The 25,925-nt window shown below is 73.6% G+C and carries 24 protein-coding genes; 14 read left to right on the top strand and 10 right to left on the bottom strand.

The genetic code is table 11. The features are described from left to right. Positions 1-2: 2 nt before the first annotated feature. The 4 genes from ACN27C_RS28805 to ACN27C_RS28790 form a co-directional block, all read right to left on the bottom strand. Positions 3-572, bottom strand: a complete 570-nt coding sequence (locus tag ACN27C_RS28805; RefSeq protein ID WP_422749363.1) for a hypothetical protein — start codon at positions 570-572, stop codon at positions 3-5. Continuing rightward, positions 565-1,104: an RNA polymerase sigma factor gene (locus ACN27C_RS28800; protein WP_120570558.1), complete on the bottom strand. Its 540-nt coding sequence runs from the start codon at positions 1,102-1,104 to the stop codon at positions 565-567. The genes ACN27C_RS28805 and ACN27C_RS28800 overlap by 8 nt, the downstream gene beginning before the upstream one ends. Before the next feature lie 171 nt (positions 1,105-1,275). Further along, complete coding sequence (locus tag ACN27C_RS28795; protein WP_358192520.1) at positions 1,276-2,220, bottom strand: permease prefix domain 1-containing protein; 945 nt, start codon at positions 2,218-2,220, stop codon at positions 1,276-1,278. Then, positions 2,217-2,558, bottom strand: a complete 342-nt coding sequence (locus ACN27C_RS28790) for a PadR family transcriptional regulator (RefSeq protein ID WP_357798466.1) — start codon at positions 2,556-2,558, stop codon at positions 2,217-2,219. The genes ACN27C_RS28795 and ACN27C_RS28790 overlap by 4 nt, the downstream gene beginning before the upstream one ends. Before the next feature lie 184 nt (positions 2,559-2,742). Between ACN27C_RS28790 and dnaE the strand changes: the two genes are divergently transcribed. After that, positions 2,743-6,276 carry a DNA polymerase III subunit alpha gene (gene dnaE, locus ACN27C_RS28785; RefSeq protein WP_120570555.1) on the top strand — a complete coding sequence of 1,178 codons (3,534 nt, stop codon included), beginning with the start codon at positions 2,743-2,745 and terminating at the stop codon, positions 6,274-6,276. A gap of 39 nt (positions 6,277-6,315) precedes the next feature. Here dnaE and ACN27C_RS28780 read toward each other — a convergent pair whose 3' ends face one another. Beyond that, entirely contained in the window at positions 6,316-7,266 is a 951-nt protein-coding gene (locus ACN27C_RS28780; protein WP_422751685.1) for an N-acetylmuramoyl-L-alanine amidase, read from the bottom strand. Positions 7,267-8,059: 793 nt separating this feature from the next. On the opposite strand from ACN27C_RS28780, the gene ACN27C_RS28775 reads away from it, so the two are divergent. Next, entirely contained in the window at positions 8,060-8,935 is an 876-nt protein-coding gene (locus ACN27C_RS28775) for a DUF2268 domain-containing putative Zn-dependent protease (protein WP_422749360.1), read from the top strand. Positions 8,936-9,139: 204 nt separating this feature from the next. Then, positions 9,140-10,177, top strand: coding sequence for an aminotransferase class V-fold PLP-dependent enzyme (locus ACN27C_RS28770; protein WP_422749358.1), 1,038 nt, complete (start codon positions 9,140-9,142; stop codon positions 10,175-10,177). A gap of 150 nt (positions 10,178-10,327) precedes the next feature. On the opposite strand, the gene ACN27C_RS28765 is transcribed toward ACN27C_RS28770, so the two are convergent. Both ACN27C_RS28765 and ACN27C_RS28760 read right to left on the bottom strand, forming a co-directional pair. Beyond that, the gene (locus tag ACN27C_RS28765) at positions 10,328-10,777 is read right to left on the bottom strand and encodes a peptidoglycan-binding domain-containing protein (RefSeq protein WP_422749356.1); all 450 of its coding nucleotides are present in this window, start codon (positions 10,775-10,777) and stop codon (positions 10,328-10,330) included. A 90-nt stretch (positions 10,778-10,867) separates the two neighbouring features. Then, positions 10,868-12,040 (bottom strand): acyl-CoA dehydrogenase family protein, encoded by a 1,173-nt coding sequence (locus tag ACN27C_RS28760; RefSeq protein WP_120570551.1) that lies wholly within the window; start codon positions 12,038-12,040, stop codon positions 10,868-10,870. 87 nt (positions 12,041-12,127) lie between these two features. On the opposite strand from ACN27C_RS28760, the gene ACN27C_RS28755 reads away from it, so the two are divergent. From ACN27C_RS28755 to ACN27C_RS28740, 4 genes are all read left to right on the top strand, one after another. Continuing rightward, positions 12,128-12,781, top strand: a complete 654-nt coding sequence (locus tag ACN27C_RS28755; RefSeq protein ID WP_121683425.1) for a TetR/AcrR family transcriptional regulator — start codon at positions 12,128-12,130, stop codon at positions 12,779-12,781. A gap of 45 nt (positions 12,782-12,826) precedes the next feature. Further along, on the top strand, positions 12,827-14,269 hold the full coding sequence (locus ACN27C_RS28750) for an aldehyde dehydrogenase family protein (protein WP_422749353.1): 1,443 nt from the start codon (positions 12,827-12,829) through the stop codon (positions 14,267-14,269). Beyond that, positions 14,266-15,342 (top strand): alcohol dehydrogenase catalytic domain-containing protein, encoded by a 1,077-nt coding sequence (locus ACN27C_RS28745; RefSeq protein ID WP_364812996.1) that lies wholly within the window; start codon positions 14,266-14,268, stop codon positions 15,340-15,342. The genes ACN27C_RS28750 and ACN27C_RS28745 overlap by 4 nt, the downstream gene beginning before the upstream one ends. A gap of 89 nt (positions 15,343-15,431) precedes the next feature. Next, on the top strand, positions 15,432-16,070 hold the full coding sequence (locus ACN27C_RS28740; protein WP_422749351.1) for a transcriptional regulator: 639 nt from the start codon (positions 15,432-15,434) through the stop codon (positions 16,068-16,070). Positions 16,071-16,147: 77 nt separating this feature from the next. On the opposite strand, the gene ACN27C_RS28735 is transcribed toward ACN27C_RS28740, so the two are convergent. Next, positions 16,148-16,705, bottom strand: a complete 558-nt coding sequence (locus tag ACN27C_RS28735; protein WP_120570547.1) for a TetR/AcrR family transcriptional regulator — start codon at positions 16,703-16,705, stop codon at positions 16,148-16,150. Between the two features lie 54 nt (positions 16,706-16,759). On the opposite strand from ACN27C_RS28735, the gene ACN27C_RS28730 reads away from it, so the two are divergent. The 3 genes from ACN27C_RS28730 to ACN27C_RS28720 all read left to right on the top strand — a co-directional run bounded on the left by ACN27C_RS28730 (position 16,760) and on the right by ACN27C_RS28720 (position 20,127). Further along, complete coding sequence (locus ACN27C_RS28730; RefSeq protein ID WP_422749349.1) at positions 16,760-17,821, top strand: FAD-dependent monooxygenase; 1,062 nt, start codon at positions 16,760-16,762, stop codon at positions 17,819-17,821. A 120-nt stretch (positions 17,822-17,941) separates the two neighbouring features. After that, positions 17,942-19,507 carry an MFS transporter gene (locus tag ACN27C_RS28725; RefSeq protein ID WP_422749347.1) on the top strand — a complete coding sequence of 522 codons (1,566 nt, stop codon included), beginning with the start codon at positions 17,942-17,944 and terminating at the stop codon, positions 19,505-19,507. Between the two features lie 11 nt (positions 19,508-19,518). Further along, positions 19,519-20,127, top strand: coding sequence for a TetR/AcrR family transcriptional regulator (locus tag ACN27C_RS28720; RefSeq protein WP_422749345.1), 609 nt, complete (start codon positions 19,519-19,521; stop codon positions 20,125-20,127). A gap of 24 nt (positions 20,128-20,151) precedes the next feature. Here ACN27C_RS28720 and ACN27C_RS28715 read toward each other — a convergent pair whose 3' ends face one another. Next, positions 20,152-22,071 (bottom strand): helix-turn-helix domain-containing protein, encoded by a 1,920-nt coding sequence (locus ACN27C_RS28715; RefSeq protein ID WP_121683421.1) that lies wholly within the window; start codon positions 22,069-22,071, stop codon positions 20,152-20,154. 14 nt (positions 22,072-22,085) lie between these two features. Beyond that, the gene (locus ACN27C_RS28710) at positions 22,086-22,868 is read right to left on the bottom strand and encodes a 3-hydroxybutyrate dehydrogenase (RefSeq protein ID WP_120570542.1); all 783 of its coding nucleotides are present in this window, start codon (positions 22,866-22,868) and stop codon (positions 22,086-22,088) included. 184 nt (positions 22,869-23,052) lie between these two features. Between ACN27C_RS28710 and ruvC the strand changes: the two genes are divergently transcribed. The 4 genes from ruvC to yajC all read left to right on the top strand — a co-directional run bounded on the left by ruvC (position 23,053) and on the right by yajC (position 25,725). Continuing rightward, positions 23,053-23,580, top strand: a complete 528-nt coding sequence (gene ruvC / locus ACN27C_RS28705; RefSeq protein ID WP_422749343.1) for a crossover junction endodeoxyribonuclease RuvC — start codon at positions 23,053-23,055, stop codon at positions 23,578-23,580. Further along, complete coding sequence (ruvA, locus tag ACN27C_RS28700) at positions 23,577-24,179, top strand: Holliday junction branch migration protein RuvA (protein ID WP_120570540.1); 603 nt, start codon at positions 23,577-23,579, stop codon at positions 24,177-24,179. The genes ruvC and ruvA overlap by 4 nt, the downstream gene beginning before the upstream one ends. After that, complete coding sequence (gene ruvB / locus ACN27C_RS28695; protein WP_120570539.1) at positions 24,176-25,240, top strand: Holliday junction branch migration DNA helicase RuvB; 1,065 nt, start codon at positions 24,176-24,178, stop codon at positions 25,238-25,240. The genes ruvA and ruvB overlap by 4 nt, the downstream gene beginning before the upstream one ends. 140 nt (positions 25,241-25,380) lie before the next feature. Then, positions 25,381-25,725, top strand: coding sequence for a preprotein translocase subunit YajC (yajC, locus tag ACN27C_RS28690; protein ID WP_199733067.1), 345 nt, complete (start codon positions 25,381-25,383; stop codon positions 25,723-25,725). Positions 25,726-25,925 lie beyond the last annotated feature (200 nt).

Raw genomic sequence — 25,925 nt, 5'->3', positions numbered from 1 at the left:
GGTCAGACCACCACCACGGTCATCGGGTACGCGCGGCCGTCCTGCGGGACGGTGACCACCACCGTGCCGGTGCGCACGAACCGGATGTCCACCACACCGGCCTCGTAGCTGCGCGAGACCAGGCCCTCCCGGTCCACTGTGACCTCACCCGGCCCGATCCCTATGATGCGCAGGATCCCGCCGGCGGCGAAGCAGAGGGACTTCAGCAGCGCCAGCTCGGTCTCGGCGAGCACCAGGTCGTAGCGGACCGGGCCGAAGCACGCGGGCGGGGCCGTGGTGCGTACCGACGGGGCGGGCCGGGTGGCCGGGGGCACGACCGGCGGTCGTGACCGCGTACCCGGGCTCGCCGGCGCGGCCCTCGACGGTGCCGGGACCGGGGTGCTCGCGCCCCGCGGAGCCGGGGTGGGGCCGGGCGGGGTCGCGGCGGTGGGTGGCGCGATGGCGACGGCGCTGGTCACCGCCGGCCGTACCGGCAGCGGCGAGACCGGACGGTCGGCGCAGGCGGGCGCCCCGGCGAGGGCGACGAGGGCGACGATCGCGAGGCGGCGCCGGCGGCGGGCCGGGTCACGCATCGGACAGCCGCGCCCGGAGCTGCCGGCGGGCCTCGTGGATGCGGGACTTCACGGTCCCCTCCGGCACGTCGAGCAGGCCGGCGATCTCCCGGTAGCTCAGCCCGAGCACGTCGCGCAGGGTCACCGCCTCGGCGAGGTCCGGCGGGACCGCGTCGAGCGCGTCGAGCAGGTCGAGCCGGGTGCCGGCGACCACGCTGGTCCGGCGCGGGTCGGGCCGGTCCGGCAGCGGGACGCCGCCGGCCTCCCGCTGCCACCGTCGCCGCAACGTGCGGTAGGTGGAGCGGGCCCGGTTGGCGGTGACCCGGTAGAGCCAGGTGTCGAACGACGAGCGGCCCTCGAACCCGGTGATCCCGTGGGCGAGCGCGAGCAGAGCGTCCTGGCAGGCCTCCTCGGCGTCCTGCCGGTGGGGCAGCAGCCGGGCGCACTGTCGCAGCACCTCCGGCCGTACGGCGGCCAGCAGGGCGTCGAGGGCCTCGCGGTCGCCGCGTGCCGCCGACCGGGCCAGCTCGTCCGTGCCGTCGGGGAGGGGCATCAGGGCGTCCCAGTGCTCGCCGGTGGTCCTGCCACCAGGCTATGCCCCGGGAGGCGGTGCCGCCCCGGCTGAGTCGGGCAGCCGACGGCGTCCCGCCCCGGCGCCGACGGCACCGGGGCGAGAAGGGGATCCGGTCCGGCGGCCTCTCGGCCGCCGGACCGGAGCCGTGCGTCAGCGGGCGGCGCGGGCGGCCTTGACCGCGCTGTCGGCCACGTCCCAGATCGTGACGAGCACGACCACCGCGGCGGCCACCCGGGCGACCTGGTCCGTGCCGCCCTCGCGCAGCCAGGCGAACCGGTCGACCATCTCCGGGTTGAGCAACCGGTCGGTGGCGAGCAGCCAGAGCACCGGGGCGGCGAAGGCCACGCCGAGCACCGCGTTGACCGCCACCAGCGGCCAGGTCCACCGCCCGGACCGGTACTTCGCGATCTCCAGGCCGACGGTGGCCAGCAGCACCACGATCAGGGCCGGCAGCCAGAAGCTCCAGAGAGCCGGGTCGAGCACCGCCATCCGGGAACCGTCGTCGGTGGTCCAGCGCTGGAAGTGCTGACCGATCAGGCCACCGACGGTGGCGAGCAGGAACACCACCGAGGCGATGCTGTCGGAGTGGCTGATCTGCCGCTCCCGGGTCTCCTCGGGGAGCTGGTCGACGGTCCACTCGGGCAGGCCGAGCGGGGTCCGGGTGCGTTCCAGCACGGCGAACACCAGCGTGACCCAGAACGCGATCTGCACCGCCGTCTGCATCGCCGCGACGACGGCCGCCCCGATCGCCGCACCCGGCTCGCCGTCGACGAGCGCCTTGGTGACGCCGGCGAGCACGCCGACGATCGCCGGGATCCAGGTGAGCAGCAGCCGCAGCAACCGCCACCACATCAGGAAGTAGCGTGGGCCGATGAGCTGCAGCGTGCGGTCGCTGTAACGGGCCGCGAGCTGCTCGGGGTTGCCCAGCTCGGTGAGCACCTCGCGCTCGGCGGAGGCGTGGTCCTGTCCGCCGGAGGTCCGGTCGTCGATCATGTCGGCGATGGAGCCGCGCAGCTCCTCGGCGAGTTCCAGGCGGCGCTGCGCGGGCACGGAACGCATGGTGGCGGCGACGTAACGGTCGGTCAGGGAACTCATCGTTCCGCTCCTTCGATCAGTTCGGTGACGGACGACCGCACCGCGGTCATGTCGTCGAGCAGGCGGTTCAGGACGTCCTGGCCGTCGTCGCTGGTCCGGTAGAACTTGCGCGGCCGGCTCTCCTCGGTGTTCCACTCGCTGATCAGCAGGCCCTGGTCCTCCAGCCGGCGCAGCAGCGGGTAGAGCGTGTTGGCGTCGACCGCGAAGCCGTGCGCGGCCAGCCGTTGCAGCAGTGCGTATCCGTAGTCGGGACGGCGTAGGGCGACCAGGCTGGCCACCACGACAGTGCCGCGTCGTAGCTCCTGGAGGTGGGTCCGGAGGACCTCTTCGCTGACCATGTCCAACACGATAGTGTGTGTCACACACCACTGCAATAGAGAAGAACATCGCGTGGCGTACGCCAGCCGGTCGGAGAGACCCGGGCCACCCTCGGCGCGGACGGTGGAGCCCGCACGATCACCTCGGTAGGGTGGGTCGGTCGACTCCGACGCAGCTTGATCCACAACCCGGGGGGCGCCACGCATGGGCGATTCGTTCGCGCATCTGCACGTACACACCGAGTACTCGATGCTCGACGGGGCGGCCCGGCTCAAGGACCTCTTCGCCGAGGCGGCGCGACTCGGCATGCCGGCGGTGGCGATCACCGACCACGGCAACATGCACGGCGCGAACGACTTCTACAAGCAGGCCATGGACGCCGGGGTGAAGCCCATCCTCGGCGTCGAGGCGTACGTCGCGCCGGAGTCGCGCTTCCACAAGGCGCGGGTCAAGTGGGGCCGCCCCGAGCAGAAGAGCGACGACGTCTCCGGCAACGGCGCGATCACCCACATGACCATGTGGGCGAAGAACCGCGACGGCCTGCACAACCTGTTCAAGCTCAACTCGCGCGCCTCCATGGAGGGCCACTACGTGAAGTGGCCCCGGATGGACATGGAGCTGATCGCCGAGCACGCCGAGGGCATCATGGCCACCACCGGCTGCCCGTCCGGCGCGGTGCAGACCCGGCTGCGGCTGGGCCAGTTCGACGAGGCGCTCAAGGTCGCCGCCGCGTACCAGGACATCTTCGGCAAGGACAACTACTTCCTGGAGATCATGGACCACGGCCTCGACATCGAGCGCCGGGTCCGCGAGGGGCTCACCGAGATCGCCCGCAAGCTCGACATCCCGCCGGTGGTCACCAACGACTCGCACTACACCCACGAGGCGCAGGCCGAGGCGCACGACGTGCTGCTCTGCGTGCAGACCGGCAGCAACGTCGCCGACCCGAACCGGTTCCGCTTCGAGGGCGGCGGCTACTTCGTCAAGTCCGCCGACCAGATGCGCGCCGTCGACTCCTCCGAGCTGTGGCAGCAGGGCTGCCGCAACACGCTGCTGGTGGCCGAGAAGGTCGACCCGGCGGGCATGTTCACGTTCCACAACCTGATGCCGCGGTTCCCGATCCCCGAGGGCGAGACCGAGGAGTCCTGGTTCCGCAAGGAGACCTTCGCCGGGCTCAAGCGCCGCTTCCCCGACGGCATCCCCGAGGGCCACGTCGTCCAGGCCGAGTACGAACTGGGCGTCATCATCCAGATGGGCTTCCCGTCGTACTTCCTCGTGGTCGCCGACTTCATCCAGTGGGCCAAGAGCCAGGGCATCGCGGTCGGCCCCGGGCGTGGTTCGGCGGCCGGCTCGCTCGTGGCGTACGCGCTGGGCATCACCGACCTCGACCCGATCCCGCACGGCCTGATCTTCGAGCGGTTCCTCAACCCCGAGCGCGTCTCCATGCCGGATGTCGACATCGACTTCGACGAGCGCCGGCGCGGTGAGGTCATCAAGTACGTGACCGACAAGTGGGGCGAGGACAAGGTCGCGCAGATCGCCACGTTCGGCACGATCAAGGCGAAGGCCGCGATCAAGGACTCGGCCCGGGTGCTCGGCTACCCGTACGCGGTCGGCGACCGGATCACCAAGGCCATGCCCCCGGCGGTGATGGGCAAGGACATCCCGCTGTCCGGCATCTTCGACCCGAAGCACCCCCGCTACGCCGAGGCGGGCGAGATCCGCGGCCTCTACGAGTCCGACCCGGACGTCAAGAAGGTCATCGAGACCGCCAAGGGCATCGAGGGCCTGATCCGGCAGACCGGTGTGCACGCCGCCGGCGTCATCATGTCCGCCGAGCCGATCATCGAGCACATCCCGCTGATGCGGCGCGACTCCGACGGCGTCATCATCACGCAGTTCGACTACCCGACCTGCGAGTCGCTCGGGCTGCTGAAGATGGACTTCCTCGGCCTGCGCAACCTGACGATCATCGACGACGCGGTGAAGAACATCCAGCTCAACCACGGCCGGGAGCTGGACCTGCTCGGCCTGCCGCTGGACGACAAGCAGGCGTACGAGCTGCTGGCCCGCGGCGACACGCTCGGTGTGTTCCAGCTCGACGGCGGGCCGATGCGCTCACTGCTGCGGCTGATGAAGCCGGACAACTTCGAGGACATCTCCGCCGTCCTGGCGCTCTACCGGCCCGGCCCGATGGGCGTGGACTCGCACACCAACTACGCGCTGCGCAAGAACGGGCTCCAGGAGATCACCCCGATCCACCCGGAGCTGGAGGAGCCGCTGCGCGAGATCCTCGCGCCCACCTACGGCCTGATCGTCTACCAGGAGCAGGTGCAGCGCGCCGCGCAGATCCTCGCCGGCTACACGCTCGGCCAGGCCGACCTGCTGCGCCGGGCGATGGGCAAGAAGAAGAAGGAGATCCTCGACAAGGAGTTCATCCCGTTCCGGGACGGCTGCCGCGAGCGCGGCTACTCCGACGAGGCCATCCAGGCCGTGTGGGACGTGCTGGTGCCGTTCGCCGGCTACGCGTTCAACAAGGCGCACTCCGCCGCGTACGGCCTGGTCTCCTACTGGACCGCGTACCTCAAGGCGCACTACCCGGCCGAGTACATGGCCGCCTTGCTCACCTCGGTCGGTGACGACAAGGACAAGATGGCCATGTATCTGTCCGAGTGCCGCCGCATGCGCATCCAGGTGCTCCCGCCGGACGTGAACACCTCGGCCGGGCCGTTCACGCCGGTCGGCAAGGAGATCCGCTTCGGTCTCGGCGCGGTGCGCAACGTCGGCGCGAACGTGGTCGCCTCGATCATGCGGTGCCGGGAGGAGAAGGGCGACTACGCCGACTTCTACGACTTCCTGTCCAAGGTCGACGCGGTGGTCTGCAACAAGAAGACCATCGAATCGCTGATCAAGGCCGGGGCGTTCGACTCGCTCAAGCACCCGCGCAAGGGCCTGCTCGCCGTGCACGCCGACGCCATCGACGCGTACGCCGACGTCAAGCGCAAGGAGGCGGTCGGCCAGTACGACCTGTTCGGCGCCGGCTTCGGCGAGGCGGAGACCGGCGGCACCACCACGGTCATGCCGGTCATCGGCGAGGGGGAGTGGGACAAGCGCGACAAGCTCGCGTTCGAGCGCGAGATGCTCGGCCTGTACGTCTCCGACCACCCGCTGTTCGGCCTGGAACACGTGCTCGGGGCGGCCGCCGACACCACGATCGCCGCGCTGTCCGAGGAGGGCACCGTGCCCGACGGCGCGGTGGTCACGCTGGCCGGCATCCTCTCCGGCGTGCAGCGCCGGGTCACCAAACAGGGCCGGGCGTGGGCGTCGGCGACGCTCGAAGACCTCGCCGGCGGCGTGGAGACGCTGTTCTTCCCGAACACGTACGAGGTGATCGGGCAGTACATCGCCGAGGACGCCATCGTGGTGGTCAAGGGCCGGGTCGACCGGCGCGACGACACCCCGCGCATCATGGCGATGGACATGTCCATGCCGGACGTCACCAGCAACCCGGCCAACAAGCCGGTCACGCTGACCATCCCGGTGCACCGCTGCACGCCGCCGCTGGTGGAACGGCTCAAGGAGACGCTCGTGCTGCACCCCGGCGACACCGAGGTGCACGTCAAGCTGCTCAACGGCGGCAAGGTCACCACGCTGCGCCTCGGCCCGTTCCGGGTCGCGCCCACCACCGCGCTGATGGGTGACCTGAAGAGCGTCCTCGGCCCGGCCAACGTGAGCTGACCGGGCCGAGCGCCTCCGGCGCGACGCCGGGACGTACCGCTAGACGCGGGTGACGCGGATGGCGTCGGCGATCACGTACCCGGTGCTGCCGGACCACCGGCTGACACCCACCTTGTTGGCGTCCCCGGCGGCCAGGGTGAAGGTGCCCAGCGAGCGCCACGCGCCGCCGTTCGCCGTCTGGTTCACCGAGACCGTCTGGTTGCCGCTCGTCGTCGCGACGATGTACGGCGTGGACGTGTTGTAGCCGGCCACTGCCGGATACCAGACCTCCACCCGGTAGGTGGCTGTCGCCGGGATGTTCACCTTGTACCAGGCGGTGTCGCTGGCCGCGACGGGGTTGGCGTACCGGTAGTCGGCGCCGTAGCGCTGCGCCGAGTACGTCGAGGTGCTCCAGTTGGCGCTCGCGGTGAACCGGCCGGCGGTGGTGTTGTCCACGACGGTCGACCAGGCGGTCGGCGGGGGTGTGGTGCCGCCGGTGACGAGCTGCATGTAGTAGGTCCAGTTCCAGTTCGAACCCGGGTCGGTGTGCGTCGCGCCCGGCACCTGGTTGTGCCCGATGATGTTTGTGCGGGTCTTCGGGATGCCGTACTTGTCGCACAGGTACCGGGTCAGCGCCGCCGACGACCGGTACATCGCGTCGGTGTACCAGGAGGCGTTGTCGACGTACCCCTCGTGCTCGATGCCGATCGACTGGGTGTTGTAGGTCCAGTTGCCGGCGTGCCAGGCGATGTCCTTGTCCCGCACCATCTGCGTCACCGCGCCGTCGGAGGAGCGGAGCAGGTAGTGCGCGCTGGTGCCGGCGGCGGCGTTCTGGAACCAGCTGATCGAGCCGGCGTAGCTGCCCTGCATGGTGTGGATGACGATGTAGTTGATCGGGTACGCCGACTCGCGGCTGGAGACCGTGTAGTTGGACGAGTTGGCCGGCACCCAGGCCGCCGGGCCGTAGTCGGTGCTCAGGGTGCCGAAGTCGCCGGTGCCCAGCGGCGCCACGTCGGCGTACCGCCCCCGCTGGGGCGCGACCGGGCGGCCGTCCACGCTGACCTCGCCGCCGGCCGTGGTCGCGATGAAGCCCCGGGCGAGCAGGTCGTACACGGAGTCGGCGTACAGCCGGGCGGTGGCCGCGTCCGCCGAGCCGCCGTAGCGGGCGATCGGGCCGTACCACTGGTTGACGTCGTCGCGCTGCGCCGGGGTCAACCCGGCCTCGTCGGCGTAGGAGCGCAGAACCGCCGCCGCGCCGGCCACGTTCGCCGCGTCCCGGGTACGCAGTTCGGCGCGGTCCAGCCGGGTCCGGCGCGCGGCCTCGTCGAGCGTGCGCACCTTCGGGTTGCTGGTCAGGTGCATCACGCCGTATCCGCCGGAGGCGCTGGGCTCGCCGCCGTGACCGTCCAGGCGGGTCTCGGCGTACCCGAGCGCGGCGAGCAGGTCGCGCGGCACGTCGGAGCCGGCGGCGGCCCGGTCGAAGGCGGCGGCGAGCGGTTGCGCGCCGTGCTGTGGCGCGGCCTGGGCCGGCTGGCCGGTCAGGCCGATCATGAGGATCAGGGCGCCGCCGAGCAGGTGGCTCATCCGACGCGAGGGTCTCCGAATCGTCACAGGCACTCCTCGTCCACTACAGGGGGGCGACTGCGCTCACGTCGCCGGTTCGCCGCACCCTATAGCGTGACGTTTGTCTATGTCGATACCTTGCATTAACGCTCTCTTTGATGAAGACTTCCTTCAGATGCGGGGCCGGCCCCGTACCGTCGCGGTCTTGCCCGGCGCGCCACGGCCGGGCAGCATCGTGCGGATGCCGCCCACCGACCTGCTACGGATCCGCGACCTGGTGCCCGACTTCCTCGCCTGCGCCGGCCGCGGCGCGCCGGAACTCCTGGCCTCCCGTTACCCGGCCGGGCATCCGGACGTGGCGCGGGCGCTGCGCCGCGACGGTGACTGGTCCGACGCCGCCCGGGTGGCCGCCGTCCTGGACGGGCTCCGCGACCGCGCCGCCGACCTGGCGGCACGAGCCGAGACGGTACGCGTGGCGCTGCCCCACGGCGTCGCGGCGGTGGCCGACGCACTGGGCTGGTCCGGCGACGGCGGGCCGGTCGAGTGCGTCGTGCTGGTCGGGCTGAACCAGGCCAACGGCTGGGCCGGCGAGCTGAACGGCAGATACGCGCTCTTCCTCGCCGTGGAACAACTCGGGCCGCCGGAGGACCTCGACCTGCTGGTGCGGCACGAGGCCGCGCACGTGGTGCACGACCGCCGCGCCGCGATCCGCGACTGGCCCGAGTGCGGGGTGGCGAACGCGCTGTTCACCGAAGGGCTCGCCACCCAGGTCACCGCGGAACTCGACGCCGGACGGCCGGACGAGGCGTGCCTCTGGTTCGGCCGCCCCGGCCACCGCCCCTGGCTCGACGAGTGCCGCCGCCGGTGGCCGGAGATCCTGCGCCGGGTACGCGCCGACCTCGACGCCACCGACGCCGAGCACCACGCCCCGTACTTCCTGATGCGGGACTCGCCGCTCGCCGGCGACCTGCCCAAACGGTGCGGCTACCTGGTCGGCCTGACCGCGGTACGGCGCCTGCGCCGCCACCACACCCTGCGCGACCTGGCCACCTGGTCCTTGCCGAGGGTGCGATCGGAGATGGCCGCCGCCCTGACCGACCTCCCCCCACCCCCCTGACGCCCCACCCCGGCCCACCCCCCGTTCCGCTGCGCGATCTTGCAGTTTCGGCCCTGCGTTTTGCGGCTTTGCACCAATTGCCGGGGCCGAGAGTGCAAGATCGCGGGGCATGGGAGCCGGGGAGCGGGGGTCGGGGCGAGGGCGGGGCCACGGGGGTGGGATTGGCGGTGTCGGGGTGGGGGAGGGGGTGGCTAGCGTCGGGCCATGGAGCTGGAGCAGGCGCAGAAGTTGTGGCAGCCCGAGCCGGGCTGGTTGAACACGGCCACCTATGGACTGCCGCCGGAGCCGGTGTGGGACGCCGTGCAGCGGGTGCTCGCCGACTGGCGGACCGGGCGGGTGTCGTTCGAGGTGTGGGAGGAGTCGGTGGACCGCTCCCGGGCCGCCTTCGCGCGGCTGACCGGTGTGGACGTCGCCGACGTGAGCGTCGGCGCCAGCGCGTCGCAACTCGTCGCGCCGATCGCGGCCGGGCTGCCGGCGGGCGCGACCGTGGTGGTGCCCGAGACCGAGTTCACCTCGATCCTGTTCCCGTGGCTGGTCCAGCAGGAGCGCGGCGTGCGGGTACGCACCGTGCCGCTGGCCGGCCTGGTCGACGCGATCGACGCCGACACGGACCTGGTGGCGTTCAGCGTGGTGCAGTCCGCCGACGGCACTGTGACTCCGTACGACGAGATCGTCGCGGCGGCCCGGGCGCACGGCGCGTTCGTGGTGGCCGACGCGACGCAGGCGTGCGGGTGGCTGCCGTTCGCGGCGGACCGGGCCGACGCGGTGGTGGTGGCGGCGTACAAGTGGTTGATGGCGCCGCGGGGCTCGGCCTTCGCCTACCTGGCCCCGGCGCTGCGCGAGCGGATGCGCCCGGACGCGGCCGGGTGGTACGCCGGAAGCGACCCGCACGCCTCCTACTACGGACCGCCGCTACGCCTGGCCGGCGACGCCCGGCGTTTCGACATCTCCCCGGCCTGGATGAGCTACGCCGGGGCGGCTCCGGCGCTGGAACTGCTCGCCGACCTGGACCCGGAGGCGGTGCGCGCGTACGACGTGGGGCTGGCCAACCGGTTCCTGGCCGGGCTGGGCCGGCCGCCCGGCGACAGCGCGATCGTCACGGTGGACGTGCCGGACGCGCAGGAGCGGCTGGCCCGGGCGGGGGTGCGCGCGGCGGTACGGGCCGGCCGGGTCCGCGCCTCGTTCCACCTCTACACGACCGAGGCGGACGTGGACCGGGCGGTCGAGGCCCTGACCGGCTGACCCCGCAACCGGAGAGCGGCCGGGAGCGGCCCGAAGGCGGCGAGAACGGCCGGCGCGTCACTGCGCGCCGGCCGTCCCGAACCGCTCAGCAGACGTCGAAGGTCGCGGACGTGTAGGAGAGCAGTTTCCATCCGCGGTCCGGGCCGAGGGTCATGTCCCACCTGCCGTCGGTCCGGCGACCGAGCTGGAAGTAGTCGGTGGTTCCGTCGTAGGCGTACCAGCCCTCGCCCTCCAGACGACGAGCCGGGTGGCCGCCCGGGACAGGGTCCTGGCCCCGACGACGCCGTCGGCGACGAGGCCCCGGGCGCTCTGCCACCGCTTCGTGGCCGCCGTCGTCTGCGGCCCGAACCGGCAGTCGACGTCGGAGTGGGTGAGGTAGCCGTCGGCCCACAGGATCATCTGCCACATGGCGACGACGTTGCTGTACGAGCGTGTCGACGCCGAGATCGGGCCCTCGTCGCCCCAGTCGTCCCGCCAGTCGCCGGAACCCGTGATGTACCCCTGACTCACGCTCGCCGAGGCCGGTGCGGCCGAGACCGCGAGGACTCCGAGCATGGCGGCGGCCGTCGTGAGCGCGACGGCCGTGATTCGAGTACGCATGTGCATCTCCTCCGGCTGGTGGTGCCTTTGCCGGGGACACACCTGGCGCCCGTAGCCGGTTGCGCAGAGTCAGAGTCGGGACACAACGCGTCAGGCCAGGTGGCCGCCGATCTTCGTGTACCCGCGCAGCAGGTCGCGGGAGATGATCAGCCGCTGCATCTCGTCGGTGCCCTCGAAGATCCGGTACAGCCGGACCTGCCGGTACCAGCGTTCGATCGGCAGCTCACGGGTGTAGCCCATGCCGCCGTGGATCTGGAGCACCCGGTCCACCACGCGGTTGACCATGCCGGCGCCGTAGAGCTTGCCCATCGAGGAGGCGTGCCGGGGGTCGAGGCCCTGGTCGACCGTCCAGGCCGAGCGCAGGATCAGCCAGCGGGCCGCCTCCAGCTCGGTCTCCGAGTCGGCGATCATCCACTGGATGGCCTGGTTGGTGCCGATCGGCGCGCCGAACGTCTCGCGCGTGTTGGCGTGGTCGATCGCCATCTGGAGGACTCGTTCGGCGATGCCGACGGCGTGCGACGGAATGGTGTAGCGGCCCTTGCCGATCCACTCCATGCCGAGCGTGAAGCCCTGCCCGATCTCGCCGAGGATGTTGCGGTGCGGCACCCGTACGCCGTCGAAGATCAGCGAGGCCGGGCCGCCCTCGCCCATGGTCTGGATGAACTCGGACCGCCAGCCCATCGCGCGGTCCACCAGGAACGCGGTCGCGCCGCCGCGGCGGGCGCCCTTCTCCGGGTCGGTCACCGCGACCACGATGGCGAAGTCGGCGTCGTTGCCGTTGGTGATGAACGTCTTCTCGCCGTCGAGGACCCAGTCGTCGCCGTCGCGGCGGGCGCGCAGCTTGATGTTCGCCGCGTCGGAGCCCGCGCCGGGCTCGGTGATGGCGAAGCAGGAGATCCGTTCGCCCTCGATGGTGGGGATCAGGAACTCGCGCTTCTGCTCCTCGGTGGCGTGGAACAGGATGTTGTCGGCCTCGCCGCCGAAGCGGAACGGCACGAAGCTGCGGCCCAGCTCGGTCCAGATCAGCGACTGCATCACCGCGGGCAGGGCCATGCCGCCGTACTCCTCGGGCGTGGCCAGCCCCCAGAAGCCGAACTTCTTCGCCTTGAGCTGGAGTTCGCGCAGCTCGGAGCGGTCCAGGCCGGGCTGGTGGGCGCGCTCGCGGCGCAACACCTCCGCCTCCAGCGGCATCACCTCCCGCGTGACGAACGTGCGAACGGTGTCCCGGATCGCGCGTTCCTCGTCGGACAGTGCGAAGTCCACGGTGCCCCCTCAGGTCGACTGCCTATAAACTAGCGCTGGAAGTTTTCCCGCGTCCAGACCCGATGTCGAAAGGAGGATGATGACCAGGTGCCCCGACCCCGACAGGCCCTGCTCACCCGCGACCGGATCGTCGAGACCGCGCTGGCGCTGATCGACGCCGACGGGCTGGACGCGCTCTCGACCCGGCGGCTCGCCGCCGCGCTGGGCGTCCGCGGCCCTTCGCTCTACAACCACTTCGCCACCAAGGAGGAGATCCTCGACGCGGTGGCCGACGGCGTCGCGGCGACTGTCGACATCGGCGTCTTCGAGGAGCACGACTGGCTCGACGCGCTCGGCCGCTGGGCGCGCTCGTACCGGGCCGCGCTGGCCGCGCACCCGAACATCGTGCCGTACCTGGCGCAGGGGCCGGGCCGCCGTCCCGCCGCGCTCGCCATGGCCGACGCGGTCTACGGCTCACTGGTCCGGGCCGGCTGGCCGCCCGCGCGGGCCACCCACATCGGCGCCGCGATGCGCTACTTCGTGGCCGGGTCCGCGCTCGGCTCGTTCGCCCGCGGCTTCGTCGAGGACCCGTCGCTCTACGCCGCGCACCCGCACCTCAACCAGGCCCACCGCCTCGCCGGCCATCAGCGCAGCGTGGACGAGGGGGCGTTCGCGCTCGGCCTGGACGCGCTGCTGCACGGGCTGGCCGCCGAGTACGCGGCCACCGTCGCCCCGCTGGAACGGGTCGGCGGTCCGGAGTAGCGTCGAAACTCCCACCGCTAGTTTCCACCGCCCCCGAAGGACGCCATGGATCTCGCCGCCGCCCCGCCCGCCCTGCTGACACGCCGCCACCTGCACGTCGCCGGTGACTGGGTCGACCCGTCGTCGGACGACACCATCCCGGTGGAGAACCCGGCCACCGCGAGCATCGTCGGCGAGGTGCCCGCCGGCACGCCCGCCGACGTGGACCGCGCGGTCGCCGCCGCCCGCGCCGCGTTCCCCGGCTGGGCCGCCACCGCGCCCGAGCAGCGGGCCGCGCACCTGGATCGGCTGCACACCGCGCTCGCCGCCCGCGCCGACGAGATCGCCCGCACGGTGGCGACCGAGCTGGGCACCCCGCTCAAGCTCGCCACGCGCGTCCAGGCCGGCCTGCCCCTGACAGTGCTGCGGACCATGGTCGACCTGGCCGCCCGCCCGGCCGCCGAGCACACGGTCGGCAACTCGCTCGTGGTCCGGGAGCCGGTCGGCGTGGTCGGGGCGATCACCCCGTGGAACTACCCGCTGCACCAGGTGGTCGCCAAGGTCGCGCCCGCGCTCGCCGCCGGGTGCACAGTGGTGCTGAAGCCGAGCGAGCTGACGCCGCTGACCGCGTACCTGCTGTTCGACGCGATCACCGACGCCGGCCTGCCGCCCGGCGTGGTGAACCTGGTGCCCGGCACCGGCCCGGTGGTCGGCGAGGCGCTCGCCGCGCACCCCGACGTCGACCTGGTCTCGTTCACCGGCTCCACCGCCACCGGCCGGCGCATCGCCCACCTGGCCGCCGAGCGGATCGCCCGGGTGTCGCTGGAACTCGGCGGCAAGTCGGCGAACGTCGTCCTGGCCGACGCCGACCTGCCCACCGCGGTCAAGGTCGGCGTGGGCAACGCGCTGCTGAACTCCGGGCAGACCTGCACCGCCTGGACCCGGATGCTCGTGCACCGCGACCGCTACGCCGAGGCGCTGGACCTGGTCGCGGCGGCGGTGGCCGGCTACCGGCTCGGCGACCCGTTCGACCCGGCCACCCGGCTCGGCCCGCTGGCCTCCGCCGCGCAGGCCCAGCGGGTACGCGACCACGTCGACCGGGCGCTCGCCGACGGCGCCCGGCTCGTCGCCGGTGGCCCGGACGCGCCACTGCCGCCGCAGGGGCACTTCGTGGCGCCCACCGTGTTCGCCGACGTGCACCCGGACAGCGCGCTCGCCCAGGAGGAGGTGTTCGGGCCGGTGCTCGCGGTGATCCCGTTCGCCGACACCGACGAGGCGGTCGCCATCGCCAACAACTCCCGGTACGGGCTGGCCGGCGCGGTCTGGTCGGCCGACGAGGAGGCGGCGCTGGCAGTGGCGCGGCGGATGCGTACCGGCCAGGTGGACGTCAACGGCGGCGCGTTCAACCCGCTCGCCCCGTTCGGCGGCTACAAGCAGTCCGGCCTCGGCCGGGAGCTGGGCGCGTACGGCGTGGAGGAGTTCACCGAGGTGAAGGCGATCCAGCGATGAGGGCGCTCGTGGTGCGCGGCCGGGGCGAGACACCGGCGGTCGAGGACGTACGGCTGCCCGCGCCCGGCCCGGGTGAGCTGCGGGTACGCATCCGCGCCGCCGGCATCTGCCACTCCGACCTGGCCATGGTGGACGGCACGCTGGCGCCCGCGTACCCGCTGGTGCTGGGGCACGAGGCCACGGGCGTGGTGGCCGAGGCCGGGCCCGGCACGACGCTCGCGGTCGGCACGCCCGTGGTGCTCAACTGGGCGCCGGCCTGCCGGGAGTGCTGGCACTGCCGGCACGGCGAGCCGTGGCTCTGCGCCGCCAACCCCAACCCGTCGACACCCCGGGGCGAGACGGCCGCCGGCGAGCCGCTTCAGGTCACGCTCGGGCTCGGCGCGCTCGCCGAGGAGGTGGTGGTGCCGCAGCGCGCCGCCGTGCCGGTGCCGGCCGGACTGCCGCCGGAGCAGGCCGCGGTGCTGGGCTGCGCGGTGCTCACCGGCGTCGGCGCGGTCCGCAACACCGCGCGGGTCGCACCCGGCGAGTCGGTGGCGGTGATCGGGCTCGGCGGGGTGGGCCTGGCCGTGCTGACCGCCGCGCGGCGGGCCGGCGCGTCGCCGATCCTCGCCGTGGACGTGGTGGAGGCCAAGCGGGACCTGGCGCTCGCCGCCGGGGCCACCGACTTCCTCCGCTCGGACGACCGGCTGGGCAAGGAGATCCGGGTCCGCACCGAGGGACGCGGCGTGGACCACGCGTTCGAGTGTGTCGGCCGGTCCGCCACCATCCGCGCCGCCTGGCGGGCGACGCGGCGCGGGGGAGCGGTCACCGTGGTCGGCATGGGCGGCAAGGACGACATGCTCAGCCTCTCCGCGCTGGACATCTTCCACTCCGCGCGCACGCTGCGCTCCTCGGTGTACGGCTCGACCGACCCGGACCGGGAGGTGCCGGAGCTGGCCGAGGCGCTCGCCGCCGGTGACCTGGACCTGGGGCCGCTGGTGAGCGGCACGGTGCCGCTGGCCGAGGCGCCCGCCGCGCTGGAGCGGCTGGCCCGCGGCGAGGGCGCCCGCTGGGTGGTCACCTTCCCGGACTGATCCGGCTCGGCCGGATTCGCCGGTGGCGCATCCGGATCGGGCCGTGCGGACGAACCCCTGGGTAGGAGAGCTACCCGGGGGTACGTCCGTTGCTGACCGAGAACATGCCGACCTGGGCCGCCGAGACGGCCCGCAAACGGCTGACCGCCGCCGCCGAGGACCTGGACGACAACCGGGTCGCCGGGCTGGTGCTCGACCTGGCCGCCGAGGCCGGGGTGGTGCCCGCCTGGGAACAGGTCTGCCTGCCGCTGCTGGGCACGCTGCGCGGCGACAGCGCCGCCGAGATCGCCGTCGAGCACGCCCTCTCCGAGGGGGTACGCGTCGGCCTGGACGTGTTCGGCCGTGAGCCGTCCCGGCCGCTTCCCGCCCAGGGCGTGCTGCTCGCCGGCGCCGAGCACGAGACGCACTGCCTCGGGCTGCACGCCCTCGCCGCGGCGCTGCGCGAACGTGGCCGGGGCGCGCTGCACCTCGGCCCGGCGCTGCCCTGGTCCGCGCTGGCCAGCGCGGTGGTCCGGGTCCGCCCGCGGGTGGTGGTGGTCTGGTCGCAGTCGCCGCTGACGGGCCGCGCGTACCGCCTGGTCCGTCTGCGGCGGGACCTGCCCGGGGTACGCGTGCTCGCCGCCGGTCCGGGGTGGATCGAGCCGTTCCCGCCCTCGTCGGCCGTGCCGCGTCGCCTCACCACCCTCGGTGAGGCGACGCTGGCCTGCCTGGCCGGAGGCGGCGCCTGACGCCAGGGCGCCTGACCGGCCCGCGCCTGGCGCCGGCTGCCTGTGGGCCCGCCTGACGCCCGCCGCCTGGCATCCGGTCAGCCGGCGCGGAGGCCGCGCAGCAGCGTGGCGACGGCGGCCTCCGGGTCGAAGCCGTCATCGGGGGAGGCGAGCTGGTTGCTCAGCAGCCCGTCGACGAGCGCCAGCAGCATCCGGAAGTGGGCGGGCGGATCGGCCGAGCCGAGCGTGGCGAGCAGCGGCTCGCCCCAGCCGGCCAGCCGTGCCCGGGCGGCCTCGATCGCCGGGCGCAGGTCGGGCCGCACTGCCGCCTCGACGAACAGCGCGTACCGGGCCAGGGTGACCACCCGCTGCTGGTCGGTGAACTCCCGGATCAGCCGGCCGACCACGGCGGCGAACGCGGCGACGTCGCCCGGCGGCAGGTCCGCGGCGAGCCGTTGCCAGGCCGCCGTCTCCACCTCGACCAGCCGGTCGAAGACGCCGGTGACCAGCGCCTCCCGGGTGCGGAACCGGTTGGACGCCGAGCCTTCGGGCAGGCCCGCCTCCGCGTCCACGGCCCGGTGGGTGAGCTGCCGCGGCCCTCCGGTGCCGAGCACCCGGATGGCGGCGTCGAGCAGGAGCTGCCGGCGATCGGTCACCCGGTCAGACTACAGCCGTAGTGTGGCCGACTACATCTGTAGTACGGTGACCGCATGGGCGGACACGCGGTCGTGGTCGGGGGCGGCATCGGCGGGCTCGCGGCGGGCATCGGCCTGCGCGCGGCGGGCTGGGAGGTGACGGTCCTGGAGCGGTCGGCCGCGTTGCCGCACAGCGGCACCGGGCTCGGCATCTGGCCCGCCGCGATGCGCGCCCTGGACGCCCTCGGCGTCGGCGACGAGGTGCGCCGCCGGGGCAGCCGTCAGGCCGGCGGGTCGATCCGGCGTCCCGACGGCAGCCGGATCGCCACCGTCGACGTCGAGCGGCTGGAACGCCGGCACGGCGAGCCGGTGCACCTGGTCACCCGGCCGGTGCTGCTCACCGTCCTGGCCGGCGCGCTGCCCGGCCCGGCGCTGCGCCTCGGCGCGCCGGTGACCGACCCGGGGTCGCTGCTCGACGCGTACGACCTGGTGGTGGGCGCGGACGGGATCAACAGCGTGGTGCGGGCGGCGATGTACGGGCAGCGGTACCCGCTGCGCTACGCGGGCGCGGTGGCCTGGCGCGGCGTGGTCGACATGGACCTGGCCGAGGGGGGCGAGACCTGGGGGCGGGGGCGCAAGTTCGGGCTGACCCCGGCCGGGCCGGGCCGCACCAACTGGTACGCCGCGGTGCGGCTGCCCGAGGGGCACCCGGCGCCGCCGGACGACCGGGCCGAACTGCGCCGCCTCTTCGGCGACTGGCATTCGCCGGTGCCGGAGGTGCTCGACGCGCTCACCCCGGAGGGGATCCTGCGGCACGAGATCCGCGACCTGACGCCGCTGCCGTCGTACGTGTCCGGCCGGACGGCGCTGCTCGGCGACGCCGCGCACGCGATGACCCCGGACCTCGGGCAGGGCGCCTGCCAGGCGCTGATCGACGCGGTCACGCTCGCCGACTGCGTACGCGACGCCGGGGACGTGCCGGCCGCGCTGCGCGCGTACGACGGGCGACGCCGGCGGCCCACGCAGCGGATCGCGGCCGGCGCGCGGTGGGCCGGGCGGCTGTCCGGCGTGCGGCGGCTGCTGCCGGTACGGGACGCGCTGCTGCGGCTGGCGCTGGCGGCCGGCCCGCCCGCGTGACCTGAGACACATCCGATACGAACCCGTTCCGTATCGAAACCGGCTCACCTACGCTCGGCAACGTTACGAGTCTGGCCCGTATCGTATTTCGAACGCGGGTGAACCGGGGGGAGAACGGCAGTGGAATCGCACGAGAACACCGGACACCCGAGGAGGTGGGCGATCCTCGGCGTGCTGGTGATCAGCCTCCTGGTGGTCGTCCTCGACAACACCATCCTCAACGTCGCGCTGCGCACCCTGGCCGACCCGGTGCACGGCCTCGGTGCCACCCAGGGCGAGCTGGAGTGGGCGATCAACTCCTACACGCTCGTCTTCGCCGGACTGCTGTTCACCTTCGGCGTGCTCGGTGACCGGCTCGGCCGCCGCCGCTTCCTGATCCTCGGGCTGGCGCTGTTCGGCCTGTCCTCGCTGCTGTCCGCGTACGCGCAGGACCCGGGCCAGCTCATCGCGGCCCGCGCGCTGATGGGCGTCGGCGGCGCGGCCATCATGCCGGTGACACTCTCGATCATCTCCAACGTCTTCGACCCGCGCGAGCGCGCCAAGGCGATCGGCGTCTGGGCCGGCGCGGTCGGCCTCGCGGTGGCGATCGGACCGGTGCTCGGCGGCGCGCTGCTGGAGCACTTCTGGTGGGGCTCGGTCTTCCTGATCAACGTGCCCGTGGTGGCGCTCGGCGTGGTGCTCGTCGCGGCCCTGGTCCCCGAGTCGCGCGACCCGAAGCCCGGCCGGGTCGACCTGCTCGGCGTGCTGCTCTCGGTGGTCGGCCTGGTCGCGCTCACCTACGGCATCATCGACGGCGGCGAGCACGGCTTCGGTCGCCCGCAGGTGTGGGTCGCGGTGCTCGGCGGTCTCGCGGTGCTCGGCTGGTTCGTCGCCCACGAGCTGCGCAGCGACCACCCGTCGCTGGACGTACGGCTGTTCCGGGTGCCCCGCTTCGCCGCCCCGGTGGCCCTGGTCGGGCTGGTCTTCTTCGCCGCCATGGGCGTGATGTTCTTCGGCGCGTTCTACCTCCAGCTCGTCCGCGGCTACAGCCCGCTGGAGAGCGGCCTGCTGTTCCTGCCGTTCGCCGCGGCCCAGCTCATCTTCGCGCCGCGCAGCGCGGCGATGGTCCGCCGCTACGGCGGCCGGGCGGTCGCCGCCGTCGGGCTGCTGCTCACCACTGTGGCGCTCGCCGCGTTCGTCTTCATCGACGCGGACACCCCGATCTGGATCTTCTCGGCGCTCGGTTTCCTCCAGGGCGCCGGGATGGCCAACATCATGCCGCCGGCCACCGAGTCGATCATGTCCTCGCTGCCCCGGGAGAAGGCCGGCGTCGGTTCCGCAGTCAGCAACACCGTGCGCCAGGTGGCCGGCGCGCTCGGCGTGGCGGTGCTCGGCTCGGTGCTCTCCGCCGTCTACCGCGACCAGGTCGGCCCGGCGGTGGCGGCCCTGCCCGCCCCGGTGCGCGACGCGGCCCGCGAGTCGGTCTCCGGGGCGTACGCGGTCGCCGGCCGGCTCGGCCCCGACGCGCCGCGGCTGATCGACGCGGCGAACGACTCGTTCGTCTCGGCCATGCACTGGGCGGCGGGCGCCTCAGCGGTGGTGGCCGCGCTCGGCATCGTGATCGTGCTGCGCTGGATGCCGGGCCGGCCGGTCGTCGCCCCCGACGCGACGCCGGTCACCGACCGGGAGTTGGCCGGTACCGCGTAGGTTCGTGGACAATGTCTGACATGACTTCCACGGCGGATGCTCCGCGGTCGCCCGGGCGACCGCGGAGCACCCGCGCGGACGAGGCGATCGTCGACGCCACCCTCGACCTGCTGGCCGAGGGCAGCACCATAGAGTCGCTGTCCATCGAGGCGATCGCGGCCCGCGCCGGCGTCGGCAAGGCCACCATCTACCGCCGCTGGCCGGGCAAGGACGCGTTGCTGCTGGACGCGTTGCGCACGCTCAAGGGGCCCGCGCCCCGCACCGCCGGGCGCTCCGTCCGCGACGACCTGGTGCTGCTCGTCGGCGCCGTGGGCCAGCACGCCGACCCCCGGGTCCGCAAGATCATGCCCTGCCTGGTGCCCGAGGTGAACCGCAGCTCGGCCCACCGACAGGCGTACGAGGCGATCGTCGAGCCCCGGCGCGCGGCGCTGCGCGAGGTGCTGCGCCGCGGGATCGAGCAGGGCGAGCTGCGCGACGACCTCGACGTCGAGGTGACCATGTCGCTGCTCACCGCGCCGATGCTCACCCAGCGGATGCTGCGCTGGCACCCCGAGCGTGACGAGCGGATGCTGCCCGAGCGGATCGTGGACACGGTCCTGGACGGCCTGCGCGTGCGCTGATCCCGGGTCGCCGTGCCCGGCCGCTCAGCGGCCGGGCGTGCGCAGGCGGTGCAGGCGCAGCGCGAGCTGCACCTCCAGCGCCCGCTCCGGCCGCTGCCAGTCCGCGCCGAGCAGGTGCCCGACCCGCTCCAGCCGCTGGGTGACCGTGTTCACGTGCACGTGCAGCTGCTCGGCGGCGCGGGCCAGGCTGCCGCCCACCCCGAAGTACGCCTCCAGCGTCTTCACCAGCGCGGTGCCCCGCCGGGCGTCGTAGTCCAGCACCGGCCCCACCGTGGTGGCGAGGAACCGGGCCACGTCCCGGTCCCCGGCGTCACCGACCGCGCCCAGCAGCAGCCCGACGAACCCCAGCTCGGCGGTGCTCGCTCCCTGCCCGGCCCGGCCCAGCGCGCCGAGCGCGGACAGGCAGCGCTCCGCCTCGGCGAACGTGACGGCCAGCGACGCCGGACCGGTCGACGGCCCGCTCGCCCCGGCGGTCACCGGCCGGCCGGTCACCCGGGACAGGTCCCGCGCCACCGCGCGTGCCGCACCACCGGCGTCGTGGCCCGGCAGCATCAGCACCACCCGCCCGTCGCGCGCCGCGGCCAGGCCACCCCGGGTCGAGGCGTACGTGGTGGCCCAGGACAGCACCCGCTGCCGGGCCGAGCCGGTCTCGGCGAACGCGTCGTCGCCGACCGCGACCAGCACGTGCGGGGCGTCCAGGTCCACCCCGATCCGGCGGGCCCGTGCCCGCAGCGCGTCGGCGTCGCGCAGCGGCCGGGCGATCAGGTCGTCCAGCAGCTCGCCGCGGACCCGTCCCTCCGCCTCGGCCACGGTCCGGCGGAACAGCAGCAGCAACGCGGTCACCAGCGCGGCGCGTTCCAGGATCCGCTGGTCGGCGTCGACCAGCTCGTCGTCCGGGCGCAGCACCAGCGCGCCCAGGTTCTCCGCACCGGCCACCACCGCCGCGTACCAGAGCGGGCCCCGGCGCACGCTGCGCCCCTCCGTACGCGACGCGGCCACCGCCTCCACGATGTCGGCCCGGTCCGGCTCCTCGATCTCGCCGACCCGGGCCAGCCGTCGGCCCTCGGCGTCCAGCGCCAGCAGCGCGCCGCCGAGCACCTCGGTGACCGCCGCCGCCACGTCCTCCATCCCGCCGCCGCGCACCACCAGCGCGGTCATCCGGTCGTGCGCGGCGGCGGCGCGCTCCACGGAGCTGCTGTGCGCCCGGATGGTGCTGTTCGCCGCCGACAGCTCCGCCAGCGCCGCACGGGTCTCGGCGAGCAGCCGCGCGGTGTCGATCGCGACCGCCGCGTGCGCCGCGAGGGAGACCAGCAGCGACACCTCCTCGCGGGCGAACGGCCGGGCCGAGCGGTTCGCCGCGTACAGCACGCCGATCACGCTGGACCCCAGCCGCAGCGGCACGCCGAGGATGGCCACCAGGCCCTCCTCGCCCACCCCGCCGTCGATCTCCCCGGTGTGCCGGAACCGCTCGTCCTCCTGGTAGTTCGAGGTGACGTACGGCGTGCCGGTCTGCGCGACCAGCCCGCCCAGCCCGTCGCCCAGCTCCAGCCGCAGCCGCTGGAACCGGGCCGAGATCGAGCCGTCGGTGACCCGCATGTACGTGTCGCCGCGCTCGTCGTCGTTGAGCGTCATGTACGCCACGTCGGTGCCGAGCAGGATCCGCGCCCGGTGCACGATCGCGCGCAGCACGTCGTCCAGGTCGCGCAGCCCGGCCAGGTCGCTCGCGGTGTCGTACAGGCCGGACAGCTCGGTCTCCCGGCGGCGCCGGCGGGCCAGCAGCGCCCGTACCCGCAGCGCCACCACCTTCGCCTGCTCCAGCTCGGCCAGCCGTTCGGCGGGCAGGCCGGCGGCGCGCGCGGCCACCAGCGGGCCCTCGAACTCGACCGCGGCGGCCTCGCGCGCCAGCAGCTCCAGGAACTCGACCGGCGACGACATGACCGACATTGTGCGCGGGGCCACTAGTTCGCCGTCCAGCCCCCGTCGAGGGCGATCGAGGTGCCGGTGAGGAACGCGGCGGGCGGCGAGCACAGATACGCCACCAGTTCGGCCACCTCCGCCGGCTCGATCAGCCGCTTGATCGCCGCCCGGGCCAGCATGATCTTCTCGACCACCTCGTCCTCGCCGATGCCGTGGGTGGCCGCCTGGTCGGCGATCTGGCTCTCCACCAGCGCGGTGCGCACGTACGCCGGGTTGATGCAGTTGGCTGTGACACCGTGCGCGGCGCCCTCCAGCGCGACCACCTTGGACAGGCCCTCCAGCGCGTGCTTGGCCGAGACGTACGCCGACTTGAACGGCGAGGCGCGCAGCCCGTGCACCGAGGAGATGTTCACGATCCGGCCCCAGCCGTTCGCGTACATCCGGGGCAGCGCGCGGCGGATCAGCAGGAACGGCGCCTCCACCATCACCCGCTGGATGTACTCGAAGCGCTCGACCGGGAAGTCCTGCACCGGCGCGACGTGTTGCAGCCCGGCGTTGTTGACCACGATGTCGGCGTCGACGTCGAGCGCGTCCACCGCCGCCGGGTCGGCCAGGTCGATCCCGACGGCCCGGCCGCCGGTCTCGGCGGCCACCGCCTGGGCCGCCGCCACGTCGCGGTCCAGCACCACCACCGCCGCGCCGGCCGCCGCCAGGCGCAGGGCGCAGGCCCGCCCGATGCCGCCGCCACCACCTGTGACCAGCGCGGTGCGACCGGTCAGGTCGACGTGTACGACGTGGGGGACCGCCACGGGTTCTGCCGTCATGGCGCATGAACGTACGAGCCGGGTGCCCCGCGGCACATGGGGCGGCGGCACATACTCCACCGCCCGCGTGTGTGGTGCGCCGCGTCACCGCCTGCGCCCGGCGTGTCCGCCCGCCCCGCCGTCGGCGCGCACCAGTAGGGTGTGTCGAACACACGTACTGCTGGCGGCTCGGGGAGGAGGCGGCGTGCGCGTGCTGGGCGTCGACCCGGGGCTGACCCGGTGCGGGGTCGGCGTGGTCGAGGGCGTGCCGGGCCGCCCCTGCACGCTCGTGGCCTACTACGTGGTCTACACCGACCCCGAGGACGACCTCGCGCTGCGCCTGCTGCACCTGGACCGCTCGCTCACCGGCCTGGTCGCCGAGCACCGGCCGGACGCGGTCGCGGTGGAGCGCGTGTTCAGCCAGCACAACGTCCGGACCGTGATGGGCACCGCCCAGGCCAGCGGCGTCGCGGTGCTCGCCGGGGCCCGGGCCGGGCTGCCGGTGACGACGTACACGCCGAGCGAGGTGAAGGCGGCGGTGACCGGCTCCGGCCAGGCCGACAAGAAGCAGATGACCACCATGGTCACCCGGCTGCTGCGGCTGCCCGAGCCGCCGAAGCCGGCCGACGCCGCCGACGCCCTGGCGCTGGCCATCTGCCACGTGTGGCGCGGCGGCACGCGGTCCAAGCTGGCCGCGGCCGCGCAACAGGCCCGACGAGGAGGGGCGCGATGATCGCGAGCGTACGCGGCACGGTGACCGCCACCGGCCCGGATCACGCGGTGGTGGAGGTGGGTGGCATCGGCCTGGCCGTGCAGTGCGCCCCCGGCACGCTCGCCGACCTCCGCGTGGGCCAGCCCGCCCGGCTCGCCACCAGCCTGGTGGTCCGGGAGGACTCGCTCACCCTCTACGGCTTCGCCGACGACGACGCCAAGCAGCTGTTCGAGCTGCTCCAGACCGCCAGCGGGGTCGGTCCCCGGCTGGCCCAGGCGGTGCTCGCCGTGCACACGCCGGACGCGGTCCGCAAGGCCATCGCCAACGCCGACACCGCCGCGCTGACCCGGGTGCCGGGCATCGGCAAGAAGGGCGCCGAGCGGCTGGTGCTGGAGCTGCGCGACCGGGTCGGCCCGGTGCCGGTGGGCGCCGACGGCGCGGCCGGGGTGACCGCCGGCGCCTGGCCGGAGCAGGTCCGCCAGGCGCTCGTCGGGCTCGGCTGGACGGCGGGCCAGGCCGAGCAGGCGGTGGCCGCGGTGGCGGAGACCGTCGACGGCGAGACCCCGCCGGTGCCGGTGCTGCTCAAGCAGGCCATCCGCCTCCTGGGCCGGACCCGATGACCGGAGAGAACCTGGTCTCGGCGTACGTGGACGACGCCGAGCGGGACGCCGAGGCGAGCGTCCGCCCGAAGCGGCTCGACGAGTTCATCGCCCAGCACCGCGTCCGCGACCAGCTCGACCTGCTGTTGCAGGGCGCGATGCGGCGTGGCTCCCCGCCCGACCACATCCTCCTGTCGGGCCCGCCTGGCCTCGGCAAGACGACCCTGGCCAACATCGTCGCCGCCGAGCTGGGCACCGGGATCCGGGTGACCAGCGGCCCGGCCATCGAGCGCTCCGGCGACCTGGCCGCGATCCTGACCAGCCTCGCCGAGGGCGACGTGCTGTTCATCGACGAGATCCACCGGATCGCCAAGCCGGCCGAGGAGCTGCTCTACAGCGCCATGGAGGACTTCCGGGTCGACGTGGTGGTCGGCAAGGGGCCGGGCGCCACCGCCATCCCGCTCGACGTGGAGCCGTTCACGCTCGTCGGCGCCACCACCCGGTCCGGCCTGCTGACCGGCCCGATGCGCGACCGGTTCGGCTTCGTCGCGCACCTCGACTTCTACGCGCCGGCCGACCTGGAGACGCTGCTGCACCGGTCGGCCCGGATCCTCGGGGTGCCGATCACCGCGGACGGCGCGGCGGAGGTCGCCGGCCGGTCCCGGGGCACCCCGCGTATCGCGAACCGGCTGCTGCGCCGCGTCCGCGACTACGCCGAGGTCCGCGCCGACGGCGTGGTCACGCTGGAGACGGCGCGGGCCGCGCTGACCGTCTACGACGTGGACGCGCTGGGCCTGGACCGGCTCGACCGGGCGGTGCTGACCGCGCTCGTCGACTCGTTCCGGGGCGGCCCGGTGGGCCTGTCCACGCTCGCCGTGGCGGTGGGCGAGCAGCCGGACACGGTCGAGGAGGTCTGCGAGCCGTTCCTGGTCCGGGCCGGGCTGCTGGCCCGGACGCCGCGCGGGCGGGTGGCCACCGAGGCCGCCTGGCGCCATCTGGGCCGTACGCCCCCGAATGGTACATTTGGTGCGGATGCCCCTCCGGGGCCCGATCTGTTCTCGGTGCAGACCGACCAGCCGTGATCCGTTCGTGATCTGTGCCGCATTCGGTCTTCTCAGGAGCAGGGACTAGACTTCGCCGCGGTTTGTACAGGACGTGAGAATCCGCTTCCACTGCGGCGCCCTCCGGCGCCGGGGTGGAGGCCAACCGGAAGGTCTACACCGTGCTTTACGCAGCAGCGAGTGGCGGGGGAGCCGGCAGTCTGACGCCGATCCTCATGATCGCTCTGCTTTTCGTCGTCATGTACTTCATGATGATCCGTCCGCAGCAGAAGCGCCGCCGCGAGGCCGAGCAGATGCAGGCCGCTCTCGCCCCGGGCGACGAGGTGGTCACCATCGGCGGCCTGCACGGCACGGTCACCGCGGTCGAGGACGAGACGGTCCTGCTCGAGGTCGCCCCGGGCGTGCAGACCCGGTACGCCCGTCCCGCCGTCGCGCGCGTGATCAAGCGCTCCGAGGCGCCGGCCGCCGAGACGATCACCGAGGAAGCCGAGCCGGTCAAGGAGTGACCACCCGTCCCGGACGGGGCAGCGGATTCATCCGTACAAGTGGATAGTTGGGGTCGGCGCGCGGCGCCGGCATCCGGCCGGGCCGTGCGGCGCCCCCGCGCCGCGCTCCAGCCGGCGTGCCGTCCTCCGGTGCCGACCCGCCGGAGCAGTCGGGCGGACACCCCCGGCCCGACAGTTGTCGCCGCCGTGGAAGCGGCGCG

The organism is Micromonospora sp. WMMD1219, assembly GCF_049315215.1.
In the GTDB taxonomy this organism is placed as follows: Bacteria; Actinomycetota; Actinomycetes; order Mycobacteriales; family Micromonosporaceae; genus Micromonospora; species Micromonospora tulbaghiae.
This window is presented reverse-complemented; position numbering and strand designations above follow the sequence as displayed.